This is a genomic window from Serratia sp. 3ACOL1 (genome assembly GCF_003668775.1).
GTDB lineage: Bacteria > Pseudomonadota > Gammaproteobacteria > Enterobacterales > Enterobacteriaceae > Chania > Chania fonticola.
Map to the genome: position 1 here is coordinate 1228634 of NZ_CP033055.1, position 17020 is coordinate 1245653.

14 protein-coding genes are annotated in these 17020 nt (G+C 54.3%); 6 read left to right on the plus strand and 8 right to left on the minus strand.

Features of this window, described 5'->3' with window-relative positions:
- Positions 1-76: 76 nt before the first annotated feature.
- Both D9980_RS05710 and yebS read right to left on the minus strand, forming a co-directional pair.
- Entirely contained in the window at positions 77-2710 is a 2634-nt protein-coding gene (locus tag D9980_RS05710) for a PqiB family protein (protein ID WP_121606688.1), read from the minus strand.
- On the minus strand, positions 2679-3926 hold the full coding sequence (yebS, locus tag D9980_RS05715; protein WP_121608960.1) for a membrane integrity lipid transport subunit YebS: 1248 nt from the start codon (positions 3924-3926) through the stop codon (positions 2679-2681). The genes D9980_RS05710 and yebS overlap by 32 nt, the downstream gene beginning before the upstream one ends.
- 240 nt (positions 3927-4166) lie before the next feature.
- Here yebS and D9980_RS05720 point away from each other — a divergent pair, with 240 nt between their 5' ends.
- The 4 genes from D9980_RS05720 (at position 4167) to htpX (ending at position 8688) form a co-directional block, all read left to right on the plus strand.
- Positions 4167-4664, plus strand: coding sequence for a GAF domain-containing protein (locus tag D9980_RS05720; protein ID WP_021178215.1), 498 nt, complete (start codon positions 4167-4169; stop codon positions 4662-4664).
- Between the two features lie 95 nt (positions 4665-4759).
- Positions 4760-5473 (plus strand): RNA chaperone ProQ, encoded by a 714-nt coding sequence (gene proQ / locus D9980_RS05725; protein ID WP_021804621.1) that lies wholly within the window; start codon positions 4760-4762, stop codon positions 5471-5473.
- Between the two features lie 19 nt (positions 5474-5492).
- Positions 5493-7541, plus strand: coding sequence for a carboxy terminal-processing peptidase (gene prc, locus D9980_RS05730; RefSeq protein ID WP_121606689.1), 2049 nt, complete (start codon positions 5493-5495; stop codon positions 7539-7541).
- 268 nt (positions 7542-7809) lie between these two features.
- Complete coding sequence (gene htpX / locus D9980_RS05735) at positions 7810-8688, plus strand: protease HtpX (protein WP_021178212.1); 879 nt, start codon at positions 7810-7812, stop codon at positions 8686-8688.
- Positions 8689-8860: 172 nt separating this feature from the next.
- Here htpX and D9980_RS05740 read toward each other — a convergent pair whose 3' ends face one another.
- A complete protein-coding gene (locus tag D9980_RS05740) occupies positions 8861-10252 on the minus strand; it encodes an MFS transporter (RefSeq protein ID WP_121606690.1) in 1392 nt (463 codons plus the stop codon).
- A 228-nt stretch (positions 10253-10480) separates the two neighbouring features.
- On the opposite strand from D9980_RS05740, the gene kdgR reads away from it, so the two are divergent.
- A complete protein-coding gene (gene kdgR / locus D9980_RS05745; RefSeq protein ID WP_021178210.1) occupies positions 10481-11272 on the plus strand; it encodes a DNA-binding transcriptional regulator KdgR in 792 nt (263 codons plus the stop codon).
- A 192-nt stretch (positions 11273-11464) separates the two neighbouring features.
- Here the strand turns inward: kdgR and D9980_RS05750 are convergent, their stop codons facing one another.
- The gene (locus tag D9980_RS05750; RefSeq protein ID WP_094981814.1) at positions 11465-12142 is read right to left on the minus strand and encodes a YafY family protein; all 678 of its coding nucleotides are present in this window, start codon (positions 12140-12142) and stop codon (positions 11465-11467) included.
- Between the two features lie 86 nt (positions 12143-12228).
- On the opposite strand from D9980_RS05750, the gene D9980_RS05755 reads away from it, so the two are divergent.
- A complete protein-coding gene (locus D9980_RS05755) occupies positions 12229-12825 on the plus strand; it encodes a hypothetical protein (protein WP_121606691.1) in 597 nt (198 codons plus the stop codon).
- Between the two features lie 126 nt (positions 12826-12951).
- On the opposite strand, the gene D9980_RS05760 is transcribed toward D9980_RS05755, so the two are convergent.
- The 4 genes from D9980_RS05760 to hxpB all read right to left on the minus strand — a co-directional run bounded on the left by D9980_RS05760 (position 12952) and on the right by hxpB (position 16914).
- Complete coding sequence (locus D9980_RS05760) at positions 12952-14343, minus strand: L-cystine transporter (RefSeq protein ID WP_074030955.1); 1392 nt, start codon at positions 14341-14343, stop codon at positions 12952-12954.
- Between the two features lie 183 nt (positions 14344-14526).
- The gene (locus D9980_RS05765; protein WP_021804614.1) at positions 14527-15075 is read right to left on the minus strand and encodes a metal-dependent hydrolase; all 549 of its coding nucleotides are present in this window, start codon (positions 15073-15075) and stop codon (positions 14527-14529) included.
- A 199-nt stretch (positions 15076-15274) separates the two neighbouring features.
- Positions 15275-16036 (minus strand): 2-dehydro-3-deoxy-D-gluconate 5-dehydrogenase KduD, encoded by a 762-nt coding sequence (kduD, locus tag D9980_RS05770; RefSeq protein ID WP_121606693.1) that lies wholly within the window; start codon positions 16034-16036, stop codon positions 15275-15277.
- A gap of 212 nt (positions 16037-16248) precedes the next feature.
- Positions 16249-16914 (minus strand): hexitol phosphatase HxpB, encoded by a 666-nt coding sequence (gene hxpB / locus D9980_RS05775; protein ID WP_024486718.1) that lies wholly within the window; start codon positions 16912-16914, stop codon positions 16249-16251.
- Between the last annotated feature and the right edge of the window lie 106 nt (positions 16915-17020).

A 17020-nucleotide genomic window follows, 5' to 3' on the forward strand; every position in this document is an offset into this window, starting at 1 on the left:
ATGGCAAAGCAGTAATGGTATGGATTATCTTGGTGGGCGCGGCAGGGTTCAGAACATTGAACCCTGCCGCTAGCTATCAGTTGTCCCTTGGGATGGCGGTGCCCCATTCACGCCAATCTTTCGGCTCTTCCGCATTCAGCAGGAAGTGTTTGTTCGGCGTGGCTTTAGGGGCCAGCGGAATGCTAGGTGGGGTGGCAAAGGCAATACCGCCGCGAATAAATTGCTGGAAGGTACCGCTCTTGATCACGCCGCCCGTCAGGCCAAACTGCAGGTTATAGCCAGAGGCCAACCAGAAGACGGTGTTGTTACGCACCAGATGCTGGTATTTCTTGCTGACGCGCAGCGAGACGTGCACGCGATCTGACATCGCCCCCAGATAGAAACCGGTCACGGTACCCACTTCAATGCCACGGAACAGGATCGGTGTGCCGATTTGCAGCGAACCGGTCTCGGCGGCGTCCAGGATCACGCTCAGGCCATCCAGGTAGCGGGAGTCGGTAATGCTGGCTTCCTGCAGCTCAAACGAGCGCATTGAACCGCCGTGGCCAGGTTCCACGTTGATATAGGGCTGCAACAGGGAGTCCAGATTATTGACCCCAGCGGCAGAAATCTCCGGTGAAACGATGGCAAAACGGCTGCCGAGACGGGCAAAGGTTTTCACATACTCCGGGTACAATACCGCTTTCGCCAGCACCTCGTTACGCTCTGGTGCCAGTTTCAGTGATTCAAGCTGGCCGATATCAATGCCCAGATAGCGTATTGGCATGCCAGGGGACAGTTTGCTGGCATCATAGGTGCGTAGCGTGATCTGGCTACCCACGGCGCGAGCGGCGGTTTCTGAGGCGTACAGCACGCGTTTGGCCCCTTTATCCAGCGTAACGCCCTGCAGGTTATCAAAGCTGATGGCGCCTTTCAGCGCGCGGTTGAGCGGGGAAGCCTGCACCGTCAGGCCGCTGCCGTTCAATTGCACCTTGGCACCGCCTTCCGCCCAGAAAATGCTTTCGCTGGTTAACAGCTTGCGGTATTCCGGGCTGATATAGACCTCAACGTCAAACTCGTTGGCCTTAGGCCGTACGTTGACAATCTCACCCACCTGAAACTTGCGGTATAGCACCACCGAACCGGCTTGCACATCTGGCAGGCTGGTGGCAGTAAGCGTCAAGGTAGGCAGTGGGTTGTTGCCGACGATGCCTTCGGCGGCTTTTTCCGCGTTGCTGTACAGCGGATACTGCGCGTCCGGCTCGCCTTTACCACCAGGGATCAGGCGTACGCCGCCGTCCAGCCACTCCTGGGCGCTGGCCCCCAACACCTGCACACCGTCCAGCCCGAATTTGACATCCACACGGCTGTTGACCACGAATTTACTGTCTTTGTGCAGCAAACTGCGGTGCTGTGCTTCGATCGCTGCCGTAAAGGTCACACCGCCGTCGGTCAGGGTACGGGTCAGGATCTGGCCGACCTTGATACCGTGCACGATTAATGGCTGCCCAACGTCGATGCCGTAGCTTTGCGGGGCATTCAAGGTGACTGTCACCACGCCAGGCTGTTGCAGCAGCGTTTTACTGCTGTCCAACACGGTAAAATGCTGCTGGGGTTCACCTTCACCCGGCACCAACTCTAGTGTGTTGCCGGTTAACAGCTGGCTCAGCTTGGCGTCGTTAAGGCTGATTTTTGGGCTGCGCATCTCAATGCGCGTGCCGCTACGCATCAGATCGACCACCGAAGGATCGATGGTGAGTTCGCCGGTTACCTTGCTATCCTGTTGCAGAGCCAGACGAGTCAAGGTGCCGACCTGCAATCCTTGATACATCAGCGGCGTGTGTCCCTCGCTCAGGCTGTTGCCGTCGGGCAGGTCTAGCGAGATGTTAACCCCACGCTGGCTGTGGGCCAGGTCCGGATACAGCGTAAAGTTTTGATCGGCCTTGGCCTGCTTGCCGTCGAGCGGGGAGTCAAAGGCTATCGCACCGTTTACCAACGCTGCCAGGCTCTCCATCTGCACGCTGGCACCGGACAGGCTGAAATCGCCTTTAAAACCGGAAACGTTCCAGAAGCGGGTGTTGTCCTTCACCAGATTGGCAAAGCGGCGGTCGATCAGCACGTCGATGATCACGCCTTTGTTACCCGGCGAAATAGTGTAGTCATACACTTTACCGACCGGGATCTTGCGATAATAGACCAGCGAACCGGTGTTCAGGGAACCGAGGTCGTCTGCTTGCAGGTGGATCATCAGCTCGCCGGTATTCAGGCGGTATTTCGGCTGCGTATCCAGCGCGGTGAAGTGGGTTTGCGGTTTACCGCGGCCCGGCATCATGCCGATGTAGTTACCACCGACCAGCGCATCCAGGCCGGAAACCCCTGCCAATGAGGCTTTGGGTGTCACCAGCCAGAATTGCGTGCCTTCCCGCAGTGAGTCTTCCAGATCGCTTTTGATACTGGCTTCAACCACGATACTACGCAGATCCTTGCTCAGCGAAATGCTTTGCACGGTACCCACTTCCACACCCTGGTAACGAACAGGCGTGCGGCCAGCGACAATACCTGCCGCAGACTGGAAGTCTATGGTGACGCTATTGCCGCTCTCCTGGTAATTGGTATAGACCAGCCACCCGGCAATCAGCAGGGCGATAAACGGCAGTAACCAGAATGGCGAGATACGGCGCTTGTTTTTGACCCGCGCCTCAGTCGGCGTATTCGGCGTTTCCTGTTGCATGTGCATCCCAAATCAATCGGCTGTCCAGCCACTGTACGGCAAGGATAGTTAAAATAACCGCAGACCCAAAGTAAAAAGCTGCTGGTCCCATAGTAAAAGATAACAGTTGGTCGCGATTGATCAGCGACATCATCAACGAGATCACGAACAGATCGAGCATCGACCAGCGGCCAACCCAGGTGACCAGCCGGAGCAGCCGGATGCGGGTTTTGAGGCTGTGCGACGTTTTGAAATGAATGCTGAACAGCAGCACCAGCAGCACGATCACCTTGGTAAAGGGTACCAGGACGCTGGCGATAAATACGATGGCGGCGATCGGCATGTTACCCGAGTTGGCCAGCGAGACGACGCCGCTGAAAATGGTATCTTCCATACGCGCGCCGTTGGCGTAAACCACCGAGATCGGCAGCAGGTTGGCGGGGATTAGCAGCACGATGGCGGCAATCAGCGCGGCCCAGGTTTTTTGTAGGCTGTAAGGCTGGCGATGGCACATCGGCACATGACAGCGGGGGCAGCGGCCACGCTCATCCTGAAAACCGGTAAAATGGCAGGCCAGGCAGACGTGTAACGCCTCTGATTTGCCCTCTGGCTGTTCCTGCGGATAGTAGCGTTCCCACATCTGCTCCAGGTTCATGTGGATCAGCGTCAGCAGGCTGAGCAGGGTCAATGCCAGATAGGCAATCAGGGCGCTGCCGGGTTCAATATCTGCATATTCCTTGACCTTGATCGCCGCGACCACCATGCCGATCAGGTAAATATCGAGCATGATCCACTCTTTCAGACGCTCCAGCATCAGCAGCACTGGCCGCAGGTTCATGCCGAGCGTATGGCCAAACCATAGGTACAGTAATGACAGTGATAGCGTCAGCGGCGCGCCGATGGTGCAGAAGGCGACCATGCTGGCGGTAAACGGATCCCCCTGGCTGCTCATTTGCCAGATGCCTTCCAACAGGCTAGCGTTAATCTTCGTGCCGAGCAGGCGAATGCTGATCAACGGCTCGCTAAAGGCAAAGGGCATCAGCAATAGCATGGTGACGGCTACGGCGGTCAGGCGGGTCATTGACCAGTCGCGGCCATTCACCACTTTGGCGTTGCAACGTGGGCAGTAGGCGGCCTGATTGCGGGTTAACGGCGGCAACGTGAACAGCAAATCGCATTCACAACAGCGTTGGTGGCGAGCCTTGGAGAGCGGGCCGGTAATGGCGAGTATCTTCATCATGAGTGCTGTTTGGCGACCTGAGGTCTACTTAGCGTAGCTTGAAAACCAACCCGTCAATGCTATCAACCGGTAAAAAGGGATTAGCATCGCAGGTTACAAATGATTTTTAGACGGCAAACATACCCTGTTGTACCGTGTTTTGTGAAGCAACAGATGATTAACCTTGTGGCTATACGCATTTAATGCTTATTTTATACGGGTTAAGTCGAGGCTATTTGAGTATTTGAACGGTTAATCATGACTAAAGAATCATTCTACGCGGAATTAAAACGCGATTTGAGCGCATTGCTCGATGGGGAAGATAACTTTATCGCCGCATTGTCTAACGCCAGTGCGCTACTCAATGAGCGTCTTGATGACGTAAACTGGGTCGGTTTTTACCTGATGGAAGGCCATCAACTGGTGCTAGGTCCGTTCCAAGGCAAGATTGCCTGCGTGCGGATCCCGTTGGGTAAGGGCGTGTGTGGTACGGCAGCGGCGCAGAACCAGGTGCAGCGCGTTGGCGATGTTCATGCATTTCCTGGACATATCGCCTGCGATGCCGCCAGCAACGCGGAAATTGTGTTGCCGTTAGACGTCAGTGGTCAGGTCATCGGGGTTCTGGATATCGACAGCACAGTTTATCAACGCTTCGATGAACAGGACGAAATCGGCCTGAAAGCAGTGGTGGCGGGGCTTTGCGCACGGCTGGCACAGAGCAATTTTGCGAAATATGTCACTGTAGCGGCAAGTTGATCTACGGTTAACGTGGCATTTAGCGATGACGTCATTATAATGACGCCTGTTCATGCCTGCGGCTTGTTGGCAACCCGTTGTAATCAGGAAATTTCATGGAAAATCAACACAAGTTGAACACAGTTAAAGAAGTCATTGCTTTTCTTGCTGAGCGTTTCCCGCTCTGCTTTAGCGCCGAAGGCGAAGCACGCCCGCTGAAAATCGGTATTTTTCAGGATCTGGTAGAACGTGTACAAGGGGAAGAGAACCTCAGCAAAACGCAGCTGCGTTCAGCTCTGCGCCTGTATACCTCAAGCTGGCGTTACCTGTACGGTGTCAAAGTTGGCGCCCAGCGTGTAGACCTGGACGGTAACCCGTGCGGTGAGCTGGAACAGCAGCATGTCGATCATGCTCGCCAGCAGCTTGAAGAAGCCAAAGCGCGCGTTCAGGCACAGCGTGCCGAACAGAATGCCAAAAAACGTGAAGCTGCTGGTGAGTCTGCCACTGCCGAGCCTCGTCGTCCGCGTCCTGCCGGCAAAAAGCCAGCCGTACGTCGTGAAGGCGGAGCCGCAGCAGAGAACCGCAAGCCGCGCCCACAACAAGCACGCCCACAGCAAGCTCGTGAACCTCGTGTAGCCAAAGAGGCCAGCCAGCCGCGTCATGTGCCAGTCACAGACATCTCAAAACTGCAAATTGGCCAGGAAATCAAAGTCAGAGCAGGTCAGAGCGCGATGGACGCAACCGTACTCGAAATCGCTAAAGATGGCGTTCGTGTACAGCTCTCCTCCGGTCTGGCGATGATTGTGCGCGCAGAACACTTGCAGTTCTGATACGGAGGCCAACCAAGGCATGAACAAATTTGTCAGATTAACCGCAGTTGCGGCTTTGCTGTGGGCGGGTGTCAGTTACGGAGCGGATACAGCCAACATCCGCATCGATGAACTGCCCAAGCTTGAGCAGGAAGCTGAACATGCAACCGTGAGTGAGCGCGTAACATCGCGCTTCACTCGCTCTCATTATCGCCAGTTTGCTCTGGATGCGGATTTTTCAGGCAAGATCTTCGATCGCTACCTGAATATGCTGGACTACAGCCACAATGTGCTGCTGGCCTCCGACGTCGCGCAATTTGCCGACAAACGCAGCACGCTGGGTGAAGAGCTGAAATCCGGCAAACTGGTTACGCCTTATGCGCTGTTCAATCTGGCGCAAAAACGCCGCTTTGAGCGCTATCAGTATGCGCTATCGCTGCTCGACAAGCCGATGAACTTCACCGGCAACGACACCATTGACGTAGACCGCAGCAAAGCGCCGTGGCCGAAAGACAAGGCTGAATTGGACCGCCTGTGGGATGCCAAGGTCAAATACGATCAGTTGAACCTGAAGCTGACCGGCAAAACGGATAAAGAGATCCGTGACACACTGACCAAGCGTTATCAGTTTGCGATCAAACGCCTGACGCAAAGCAACAGCGAAGACGTGTTCTCGCTGATCATGACCGCGTTTGCCCACGAAATCGATCCGCACACCAACTACCTGTCGCCGCGCAATACCGAACAGTTCAATACGGAGATGAGCCTCTCGCTGGAAGGGATTGGTGCCGTGTTGCAGATGGATGATGATTACACCGTGATCAACTCCATGGTGGCAGGCGGCCCGGCAGCCAAGAGCAAGGCGATCGCCGTCGGCGACCGTATTGTCGGCGTTGGCCAGGCAGGCAAACCGGTGGTAGACGTGATCGGTTGGCGTCTTGACGATGTTGTCTCGCTGATCAAAGGGCCGAAGGGCAGCAAGGTTCGCCTGGAGATCCTGCCGGCAGGTAAAGGCACCAAAACCCGTATAGTTACGCTGACTCGTGAGCGTATCCGCCTGGAAGATCGCGCAGTTAAAATGACTATCAAGACCGTCGGCAAGCAGAAGGTCGCGGTGATGGACATCCCTGGCTTCTACGTCGGCCTGACCGATGACGTAAAAGTCCAGCTGCAAAAGATGGCCAAGCAGAACGTCGACAGTCTGATTATCGATCTGCGTGGCAACGGCGGCGGGGCATTGACCGAGGCGGTATCGCTTTCTGGTCTGTTTATCCCAAGTGGTCCGGTTGTTCAGGTGCGTGATAACAACGGCAAGATCCGCGAAGATGCGGATAACGACGGTGTTGTCTACTACAAAGGCCCGCTGGTGGTGTTGGTTGACCGCTTCAGCGCCTCCGCCTCCGAGATCTTTGCTGCGGCAATGCAAGACTATGGCCGTGCGCTGATCGTGGGCGAGCCTACCTTCGGTAAAGGCACGGTGCAGCAGTACCGTTCACTGAACCGCATTTACGATCAGATGCTGCGCCCTGAATGGCCTGCGCTGGGTTCTGTCCAGTACACCATCCAGAAGTTCTACCGCGTTGACGGTGGCAGCACCCAGCGTAAAGGCGTCACGCCAGATATTCTGATGCCAACGGGGATCGATCCGGCAGAAACCGGCGAGAGCTTCGAAGATAACGCCATGCCGTGGGATAGCGTCAATGCGGCTGCCTACACCAAAACCGGTGATTTGAAGCCGTTTGAAGCGCAACTGCTGAAAGACCATGCGCAGCGTATCGCCAAGGATCCAGAGTTCCAATACATCGCGCAGGATATTGCCCATTACAAGGCGTTGAAAGACAAGCGCAACATCGTTTCTCTTAATCTGGCTACCCGTGAGAAAGAGAACCATGACGATGATGCTACGCGCCTGAAACGTATTAATGAGCGTCTGGAGCGTGAGGGTAAGAAACCGCTGAAGTCCCTGGAAGATCTGCCAAAGGACTACAAGGAACCGGATCCGTATCTGGATGAAACGGTCAAGATCGCGCTGGATCTGGCCAATAACGAAAAGCAGCAGCCATCACAACAGACGGCCGCCGCCAAGTAAGTTATTTGCGGATAAAATGTTATTGAGCGCACCTTCGGGGGCGCTTTTTTTTTTCGCTATACCCGCACTAAAATTTCTGTTGAGGTCTCCACCCTGGGCTCCGAGATCGTTTACACTTTGTAAAACCCTTGTTTCTTCGTGACTTTGTAAAGTTACGTATTTTTAGTGGGTTAATGGCCTGCCAATCTTGAAATTGTGACCAATGCCCATAAGATCTGGGTATCTGAGGTCGCGTTTTGTTAACAAATAACGAGGAAGTAAACATTCTATGATGCGTATAGCTTTGTTCCTGCTCACCAACCTGGCGGTGATGTTGGTTTTCGGGCTGGTGCTTAGCCTGACAGGGATCCAATCCAGTAGCGTTCAGGGCCTGATGATCATGGCCGGTCTGTTCGGTTTTGGCGGTGCGTTTGTTTCACTGCTGATGTCCAAATGGATGGCGCTGCGCTCCGTCGGTGGGGAAGTGATTGAACAGCCGCGTAACGAAACCGAGCGCTGGCTGTTGGACACGGTGCGCCGCCAATCGCAGCAGGCGGGTATCGCCATGCCGCAGGTGGCCATCTACCAGGCACCGGACATCAACGCCTTTGCGACCGGCGCACGCCGCGATGCATCGCTGGTGGCGGTCAGTACCGGCCTGCTGCAAAGCATGAGCCGTGATGAGGCGGAAGCGGTGATCGCCCACGAAATCAGCCACGTTGCCAATGGCGACATGGTGACCATGACGCTGATCCAAGGGGTGGTGAACACCTTCGTGATCTTCGTATCGCGCCTGATTGCTCAGGTGGCCGCCGGTTTCTTGGGTAACCGTGATGGGGAAGGCGAAGGTAACGGCAACCCGATGATCTACTTCGGCGTGTCGATGGTGTTGGAGCTGGTATTTGGTATTCTGGCCAGCATTATCACCATGTGGTTCTCACGTCATCGTGAATTCCACGCCGATGCGGGTTCAGCCAAACTGGTTGGCCGCGAGAAGATGATCGCTGCGCTGCAACGTTTGAAAACCAGCTATGAACCGCAGGAAGCGGGCACCCTGATGGCTTTCTGCATCAACGGCAAATCCAAGTCGTTCAGCGAGCTGTTTATGTCACACCCGCCGTTGGACAAGCGTATCGAAGCGCTGCGTTCCGGTCAGTATCTGAAATAACCCTGCATCAAACAAAACCCCGGCTCGCCGGGGTTTTTGCTGTTTAAATGGGCGCAGCATGCGGCGCCCCTACGAGGTGGCTAGGTTGATATCAGCAGTTTCAAACCCTCACCGGGCTTATGGCGTAGGGGCGCTGCATGCTGCGCCCGATACCCGCGTTCTGCCCGATAAGCTAGTTACCAGGTTCAGCGAGGTTCGCACGGGGTTGAGTAATACGTAGGCAACTCACTACGGCAGCGACGCTGGCGAAGACTCCCGCCAACACCAACGAAGCGTGTGTGCCGCTGGTGGGGAACAGGTTGAACATCAAAGCCACCAGCGCCGCGCCAGAGGTTTGCCCCAATAATCGTGCAGTGCCCAACATGCCACTGGCTCCGCCGCTGCGGTGGCGTGGGGCGGCAGAAATAATGGTGTGGTTGTTAGGCGACTGGAATAACCCAAAGCCCGCACCGCACAGTACCATGCGCCAGATAATATCCAGATCCGTCGGGTTATGTGGCAACAGCGCCAGCAGGAACAAACCGAGCGCGAAGGTCGCCAAACCAATCCCTCCCAGTAACCCCGCATGAACACGCTCCACCAGGCGGCCTGCAATCGGTGCCATCACGATAATGGCCAACGGCCAGGGAGTTAACAGCAAACCTGTCGCTACCTCGTCACGGCCCAGAGAGGCCTGCAGGAAGAAGGGTAACGACACCATGGCCAGCATCTGGGCGGCAAAAGAGCAGATCGAGGTGCCCATCGACAGCGCAAAAATAGGGATGCGCAGCAGATCCACCGGCAGTAAAGGGGATGTCTGCCGCAACTGACGGCGCACAAAGAAGTAACCAATCACCAGCAACGCCGCGATTTCAGCGGCAATCAGCAGCAGGCTTTGCCCCTGAGCAAAACCGCTGATGGCGGTGATCAGCAGGCCAAACGTCAGGGCATTCATCACCGCACTGGTAGGATCAAAGCGCTGATTAGTGCTTTTCTGGCTGTTAGCTGGCAGGTATTTCATTCCCAGCATCAGTGCGACGATGCCTATCGGCAGGTTGATGGCAAAGAGCCACTGCCAGGAGGCCACGGATAAAATGGCGGCGGCGACCGTAGGCCCGGCGGCGGAAGAGAAGGCCACGATCAGCGAGTTTATCCCGATGCCTCGGCCAAGATAGCGTTGCGGATAGATAATGCGGATCAGAGCGGTGTTAACGCTCATAATCGCCGCGGCACCAAACCCTTGCAGCACGCGGGCAATCGTTAGTGTTAATAGCGAATCGGACAGTGCGCAGAATAGCGAGGTAATGCTGAATACCAGCAGACCAGCCTGATAGATACGGCGATAGCCGATCAGATCGCCCAAGGACGCCAGCGATAGCAACGAGATGGTGATCGCCAACTGATAGGCATTGACCACCCAGATCGAGCTGGCCGGGCTGGCGTTAAGATCGCGGGCGATGGTCGGCAAGGCCACGTTGGCGATCGCCCCGTCAAGCACTGAAACGGTAATGCCTAGCGCAATGGCCAGGATCGCTCCGTAGCGTTGCGGGACGGGTAGGCCGTCGGAATGAGCAAGCGTTGTCATGGAGGTATTTATTAAACAGGGGGAATATTACAATGCTAATCATATTTCCCGCCGAATGCACCCGCCGTTTCTGTGCTAAATGTAAAAGTAGTGGGATGTCTGCCGCTAATCCCATCAATAATGGCGAATATTGCGCAACTTCCATTGCATGGGGTGAAATGTTCCGATTATACTGAAACTCTTGTTCAAATTTCCTAAAACAAAAATAGTTAAGTTAAGGTATTAACCATGGCTAACGCAGATCTAGACAAACAACCGGATTCCGTTTCATCAGTGCTGAAAGTGTTTGGCATCCTGCAGGCACTGGGTGATGAGCGCGAGATCGGCATTACCGAGCTTTCACAGCGGGTAATGATGTCCAAAAGTACCGTTTACCGTTTCCTGCAAACCATGAAGTCGCTGGGTTATGTCTCACAGGAAGGGGAGTCGGAGAAATATTCGCTGACCCTCAAGCTGTTTGAACTGGGTGCCAAATCGCTGCAAAACGTTGATTTGATCCGCAGCGCGGACATCCAGATGCGTGAACTGTCTAACCAGACGCGTGAGACCATCCACCTGGGGGCGCTGGATGAAGACAGCATCGTCTATATCCACAAAATCGACTCCATGTATAACCTGCGTATGTATTCACGCATCGGTCGCCGCAACCCGCTGCACAGCACCGCTATTGGTAAAGTCCTGCTAGCCTGGCGCGATCGCGGCGAAGTGGAAGAAATCCTGTCCCACGTCGAGTTTACCCGTAGCACTCCGCACACCATCGCCAGCGCTGCAGAGTTACTGCCGCTGTTGGATAAGGTACGTGAGCAGGGGTTTGGCGAAGATATCGAAGAACAGGAAGAAGGCTTGCGCTGCATCGCGGTGCCAGTGTTTGACCGTTTTGGCGTGGTGATCGCGGGCTTGAGCATCTCCTTCCCGACCATCCGCTTCTCCGAAGAAGGCAAAGAGGGCTACGTGGCGCAGTTGCATACCGCCGCTCGTCTGATTTCAGCGCAAATGGGTTATCACGACTATCCGTTTTAAGCCTGCCGTAGTTGTAGGGGGCCGAACATAGCTTCGCCCCTACGCTTTCTCGCCCAACCTTCGAAATATCCCCTCGGTTTATAAAATCCAACTGTCTGCTATCTGCCTATCTTGCACTCTTTGAACAAGTGACGTGGAACCCCAGCAATGGCTGGACGAATGGCATCACGGCCCTTGGCCGTAGCGACACTGCTAAAGTGTTTTGAGATAGTCCTCAAATAATTTACCGCTCTCTGCCCTAAACTGCTGACCAGTGCTCACCGCCGAAGTTATGTTGTCGACCCTCAGATTACGAAAACCTGAGCGATTTTCGCACCAGATAGTCAGTAGCCACACAGCATCGAATATTGTCAGGCCGAGCGGGCGTGCGATTCGGTTGCTCTCTCTTCCTTGTAAGTCAATATAATGAATATTCAGTTGGAGTCTTTTACGAATAGCAAGACGGAGAAAAGCCAAGTGTTTGGCTGCCTTCTCGCTTACTTCTGTGCGCCGAGAAGCCGCTCTAAAAGGGAGTTGCTTGTAGGTGTCTATCTTTTTGACATCGATCACAGCGCTGATCTTCGCTGAAACTCTTTTTGCCGCTGCTGAAAGCATGTCATCTCCCCGAGCCCCTATCAGCCGTATTCCCAGCATAATAGCGTCCAGCTCATCAGGGTCAAAGTTAAGCGGCGGAAGGAAATAATCTTTTTCAAGCACGTAACCTAGTCCTGATTCACCGCGAATAGGGGCGCCTATGGCCTGCAGAGTTGCCATATCCCTGTAGATTGTTCTCACAGAAACATTCAAAGATTGTGCTAACACCTCAGCGGATACTGGATGTACACGACCGCGAAGATGGTCAAGTAAAGCGAACAGTCGGATAGTTTTCATTAGTCGATATTACACGCCCCTGACAGAAACTGTCAGGGGCGTGTAATACGATTCAGACTTCATATCACATGATAACGGAGTTACTAATGACTGCACCCTATTACGAAATAGTCACCTATCGGGTTGAAAACTTGACACAAGCCGATTCAGCAAGAACATCGGCACAGCAGCTTTTAAAGGGTTTTCCTGGCTTTATCGACTGGATTGCATTTACAGGCATTGATAGCTCTAGCGAACGTGTCGATTTCGTTGTTTGGAGTGGTGCTGAAGAAGCACAGGCCGCAGCAAAGGCTGTCGAGAGCCAGCCTGAATTCTCATCTTTTCGAGCCTCTGTCAGTTGTTTGCACCAGATGGGGCACTATACCGCTCAAGAGAATCTGCCATCCTCACTGAAAGTAGGGTGTGGCATCGAAATCGGGAGATTTCGTCTGAAGCCGGGTATTCACGAGAGTGAAATGCATAAAGTTTATAACCAAATGGTAGGAAATTATCTTGCGTTTCAACCTGGGTGGAAAAGCCAGCATCTGGTCAGCCTGGGCAATGGGGTATTTGTCGATCTTGTATTCGCCGATAGTCAACTAAGTGCAAAGTCAATTTGTGCATCCTGGCAGGGACAAGCTGTATGTGATGCCTTTCTGGAGATCATTGAGCCGGAGAGTATGGAGTTTGGTTCGTTATGCTAAATGTGTGAGGGGGAGGGCAAAAGGCTCAAATCTGCATTAACGTATGTCATCAACCCTCCGTTTCGCAAGGCTAAATAAACTGAACCGGCGCCTGGGCGCCGGTTCAGTTTGCGGATCAGTCTATTATTACCGGTGAGCCAGTTCCGTTTCGTCTTCGCTGTCCATAATGGCTTTGTCGGTCTGCTTCATCAGTTGGCTGGTGACGGTACCTGCGGTCATCGAACCACTAACGTTCAGCGCGGTGCGGCCCATATCGATCAACGGTTCAACCGAAATCAGCAGGGCGACCAGGGTCACCGGCAGGCCCATCGCTGGCAGTACAATCAGTGCAGCGAAGGTCGCGCCGCCACCCACACCGGCAACGCCGGCTGAACTGACGGTAACAATGCCGACCAGCGTTGCGATCCACAGTGGATCCAGCGGGTTGATCCCCACGGTTGGCGCAACCATCACCGCCAGCATTGCTGGATAGAGACCCGCGCAACCGTTCTGACCAATAGTGGCACCAAAGGAAGCCGAGAAGCTGGCAATCGACTCCGGCACGCCCAGACGGCGAGTCTGTGCTTCGACGTTCAGCGGGATGCTGGCAGCGCTGGAACGGCTGGTGAAGGCAAAGGTCAGCACCGGCCAAGCCTTGCGGAAGAATTTCAGCGGATTAACGCCGGTGAAGCTCAGCAGCAGGCCGTGAACCACGAACATGATCGCCAGACCAAGGTAAGACGCAACCACAAAGCTGCCCAGCTTGATAATGTCGTGGATGTTGGAGCCAGCAACGACCTTGGTCATCAACGCCAGTACGCCGTAAGGAGTCAGTTTCATCACCAGACGGACCAGCTTCATCACCCAGGCTTGCAGGGTATCGATAGCTACCAGCACGCGCTGGCCTTTCGGTTGGTCATCTTTAAGCAGTTGCAGAGAAGCCACACCGAGGAAGGCAGCGAAAATCACCACGCTGATGATTGACGTTGGGTTAGCCCCGGTCAGATCGGCAAACGGGTTTTTCGGCACAAATGACAGGATCAGTTGCGGTACGCTGAGATCGGCCACTTTACCCGCGTAGTTGGTTTCGATCGCCGACAAACGAGCCGTTTCTTGTGTGCCCTGGACCAGACCCTCTGCGGTCAACCCGAACAGGTTGGTGACCAATACGCCCACCAGTGCGGCGATCAGCGTGGTAAACAGCAGGGTACCAATGGTCAGGAAGCTGATTTTGCCCAGCGAAGAAGCGTTATGCAACTTGGCTACCGCGCTCAGGATAGAGGCGAAAACCAGCGGCATCACGATCATTTGCAGCAGCTGTACATAGCCGTTACCGACGATGTTAAACCAGCCGATGGACTCTTTCAGCACCGGGTTGTCCGAGCCGTATACCAGTTGCAGTGCCAAACCGAACACCACACCCAGTGCCAGGCCAACCAGCACTTTTTTAGCCAGGCTCCATTGCTTATGGCGGGTTTGCGCCAACAGCAAAAGGAGGGCGGCAAAAACCAGCACGTTTAATACGAGCGGTAGATTCATCCCCAGTTCTCCAATCTTGTTTTCTTATAATAAAAGGTGCCACGCACCGATGTAATGCGATGTAAATATCCTAACAGTTTGCGGTGCAGCGCACTTATATCCAAAAAGAATTTAATATAACTTTTGGCTTAAAATCGGTGATGTAATGAGCGGAAAGGTGGGGAAATAGACGATTTTTTGTGATCACAGTCGGATATTTTTTATTTGCTCAAAATACGACTGCACGGGAAAGGTGTAATCCCCTTGCCAGTAGATGGCGAAAGCCACCAAAACTATACACAGTACCCGTTCCAGCTGGTTGCCTTTTTGTGAGTTCAATATCGGCAGGCAGAAGCGCCAGCGGCAGGGCCAAAGCAACGGCACGCCGGCAGGGGTGAGCATATCGGCCAGCAGGTGGCTGAAATAACCGATAATCATGGCGTGTAGCACGTCTGCGGGGATAGGCCAACCGCGCGGCACTTCTAGCTGAAATAGCCACATGCCGCCGACGATCGCCAGCAGGCTATGGGTGAAACCACGGTGGCCAAAGGCGCGTGAGATCGGGATTGCGATCCAGCGCAGGCGCTGGCCCAGGATGGATTTAGGGTGATCGATGTCGGGTAACAGCGACGTCAGCAGCGCGGCAGGAATGATGTGCCACCAATCGCCAGCGGCGAGCACGGGAGTCACCTCCGCTTTCTTGGCAAAGATCGCGCAGGCAACAGAGAATATGAGATGTCCTTCCGCGGTCATGTTGCTATATTCCGGCCACTAAACTGTTAATTTATCCAGTATATGGGAATTTTTACAGTTACGGAAGCGGTTACCCTGTAACGATTTGTTAATTTTACGCCGTTTTACAAAGGGTTGAAACCTCATGCCTTACGAACGTGGGATACAGGCAGACTCATTATGTAGGGGCGCTGCATGCTGCGCCCGTGACGAGTTGGAATTAGCGAGCCAGCCAGCCGCCGTCTACTGCGAGCGTGTAGCCATTAACGTAGTCGGATGCTGTCGAGGCAAGGAACACGATCGGGCCCATCAAGTCATCCGGAGTGCCCCAGCGCCCGGCGGGGATGCGTTCGAGGATCTGCTGGCTGCGGTCTTCATCGGTACGCAACTGTTGGGTGTTGTTGGTGGCCATATAGCCCGGTGCAATGGCGTTAACGTTAATCTGGTATTGTGCCCATTCATTGGCCAATAGCCGGGTGACGCCGAGCACTGCGCTTTTCGACGCGGTGTAAGACGGTACGCGAATGCCGCCTTGGAAAGAAAGCATCGAAGCAATATTGATAATTTTACCGCCACTGCCCTGGCTGATGAACTGTTTGGCCACCGCCTGTGCCATAAAGAACAGGGTCTTGATATTGACGTCCATCACCTCATCCCAGTCTTGTTCACTGAAATTCAGGGCGTCTTCACGGCGGATAATCCCTGCGTTGTTCACCAGGATATCGATTCTGCCAAACGCCTCAACGGCGGAGTCGAGCAGAGAAGGGATGGCGTCGATATTGCCGAGATCGGCGTTCAGATTCAGGAATCGGCGCCCGGTCTGGGTGACTTTGCTCATGGTCTCAAGGGGCTGACTGCGGTTCACGCCGATAATATCGCAACCGGCCTGCGCCAACCCAATTGCAATGCCTTGCCCCAGGCCGGTATTGCAGCCGGTGATCAGCGCCACTTTGCCCGTTAAGTCGAAGGAATTCAAAATCATAGCTTTGCTCTCTTGCCGTGAGGGAAGAAAGCACCGGGCTTTCGATGGCAACCGCGTGGCAGTGACAGTGTCACCGATTCGCCCGGTGTTTTCTTTATGCAACTAGCATAATTTGAATGGTGTCTTAATTCAATAAAAATGAAATGGTGTTTTATTTATTTTGTGGGTGCAGGGGAGGGAAAAGGGCACCGGCGGGGCCGATGCCCTCAAGATCAGGCTAGATGGGCGGCAGTCAACTGCTCGAGGCTTTGCAGTTTAAGGTCAGCCAAGGCCCAGCGTGGATCCTGACTGTATTCGTGCGCAGGGATCACGATCGATTTCATACGCGCCGCTTTGGTGGCAATCATACCGTTGAAGGAGTCTTCCAGAGTAATACAGTGCTGTGGATCGCTGCCCAGGCGTTCTGCGGCGATCAGATAGACTTCCGGGTGCGGTTTGCTGTAGGGCAGGTATTCGGCCGAAACCAACTGATCGAAATAGCTCTCCAGATCGAACATCTTCAGCACCTGCTGCTGCATATGTAGCGGAGAGGCGGAGGCCAGCCCAATATTCAAATCCAGGCTACGGCACAGTTCCAGCGCTTGTTGCACCCCAGGCAGCAACGGGCGCTTTTCCCGTACCAACTCGATGGCCCGCTCGATAATGCGGCCAGCAACTTCCTCCTGAGAGGGTCCTTGCCACGGCATGGCCTGGAACCACATCCGCACCACCAGATCGATGCGTAAACCTAGCGTATCCGGAAGTTTGTGACGGTCAGACAGATCCAGCCCCAATGAGCTGAAGATGTCCATTTCCGCCTGTAACCACAGGGGTTCAGAGTCGATCAGTAGACCGTCCATATCAAAAATTGCGGTTGCTATGCGTTGCGAATAAGCCATTAACAATTAACTCCTGCAGCACCAGTAAAAGAAAATGTTTTCGCCACTCTATCATTTTTGTTCAGGCACCTGCACCCTTCGGGCCCGGGGTGTTTTCCCAAAGTAC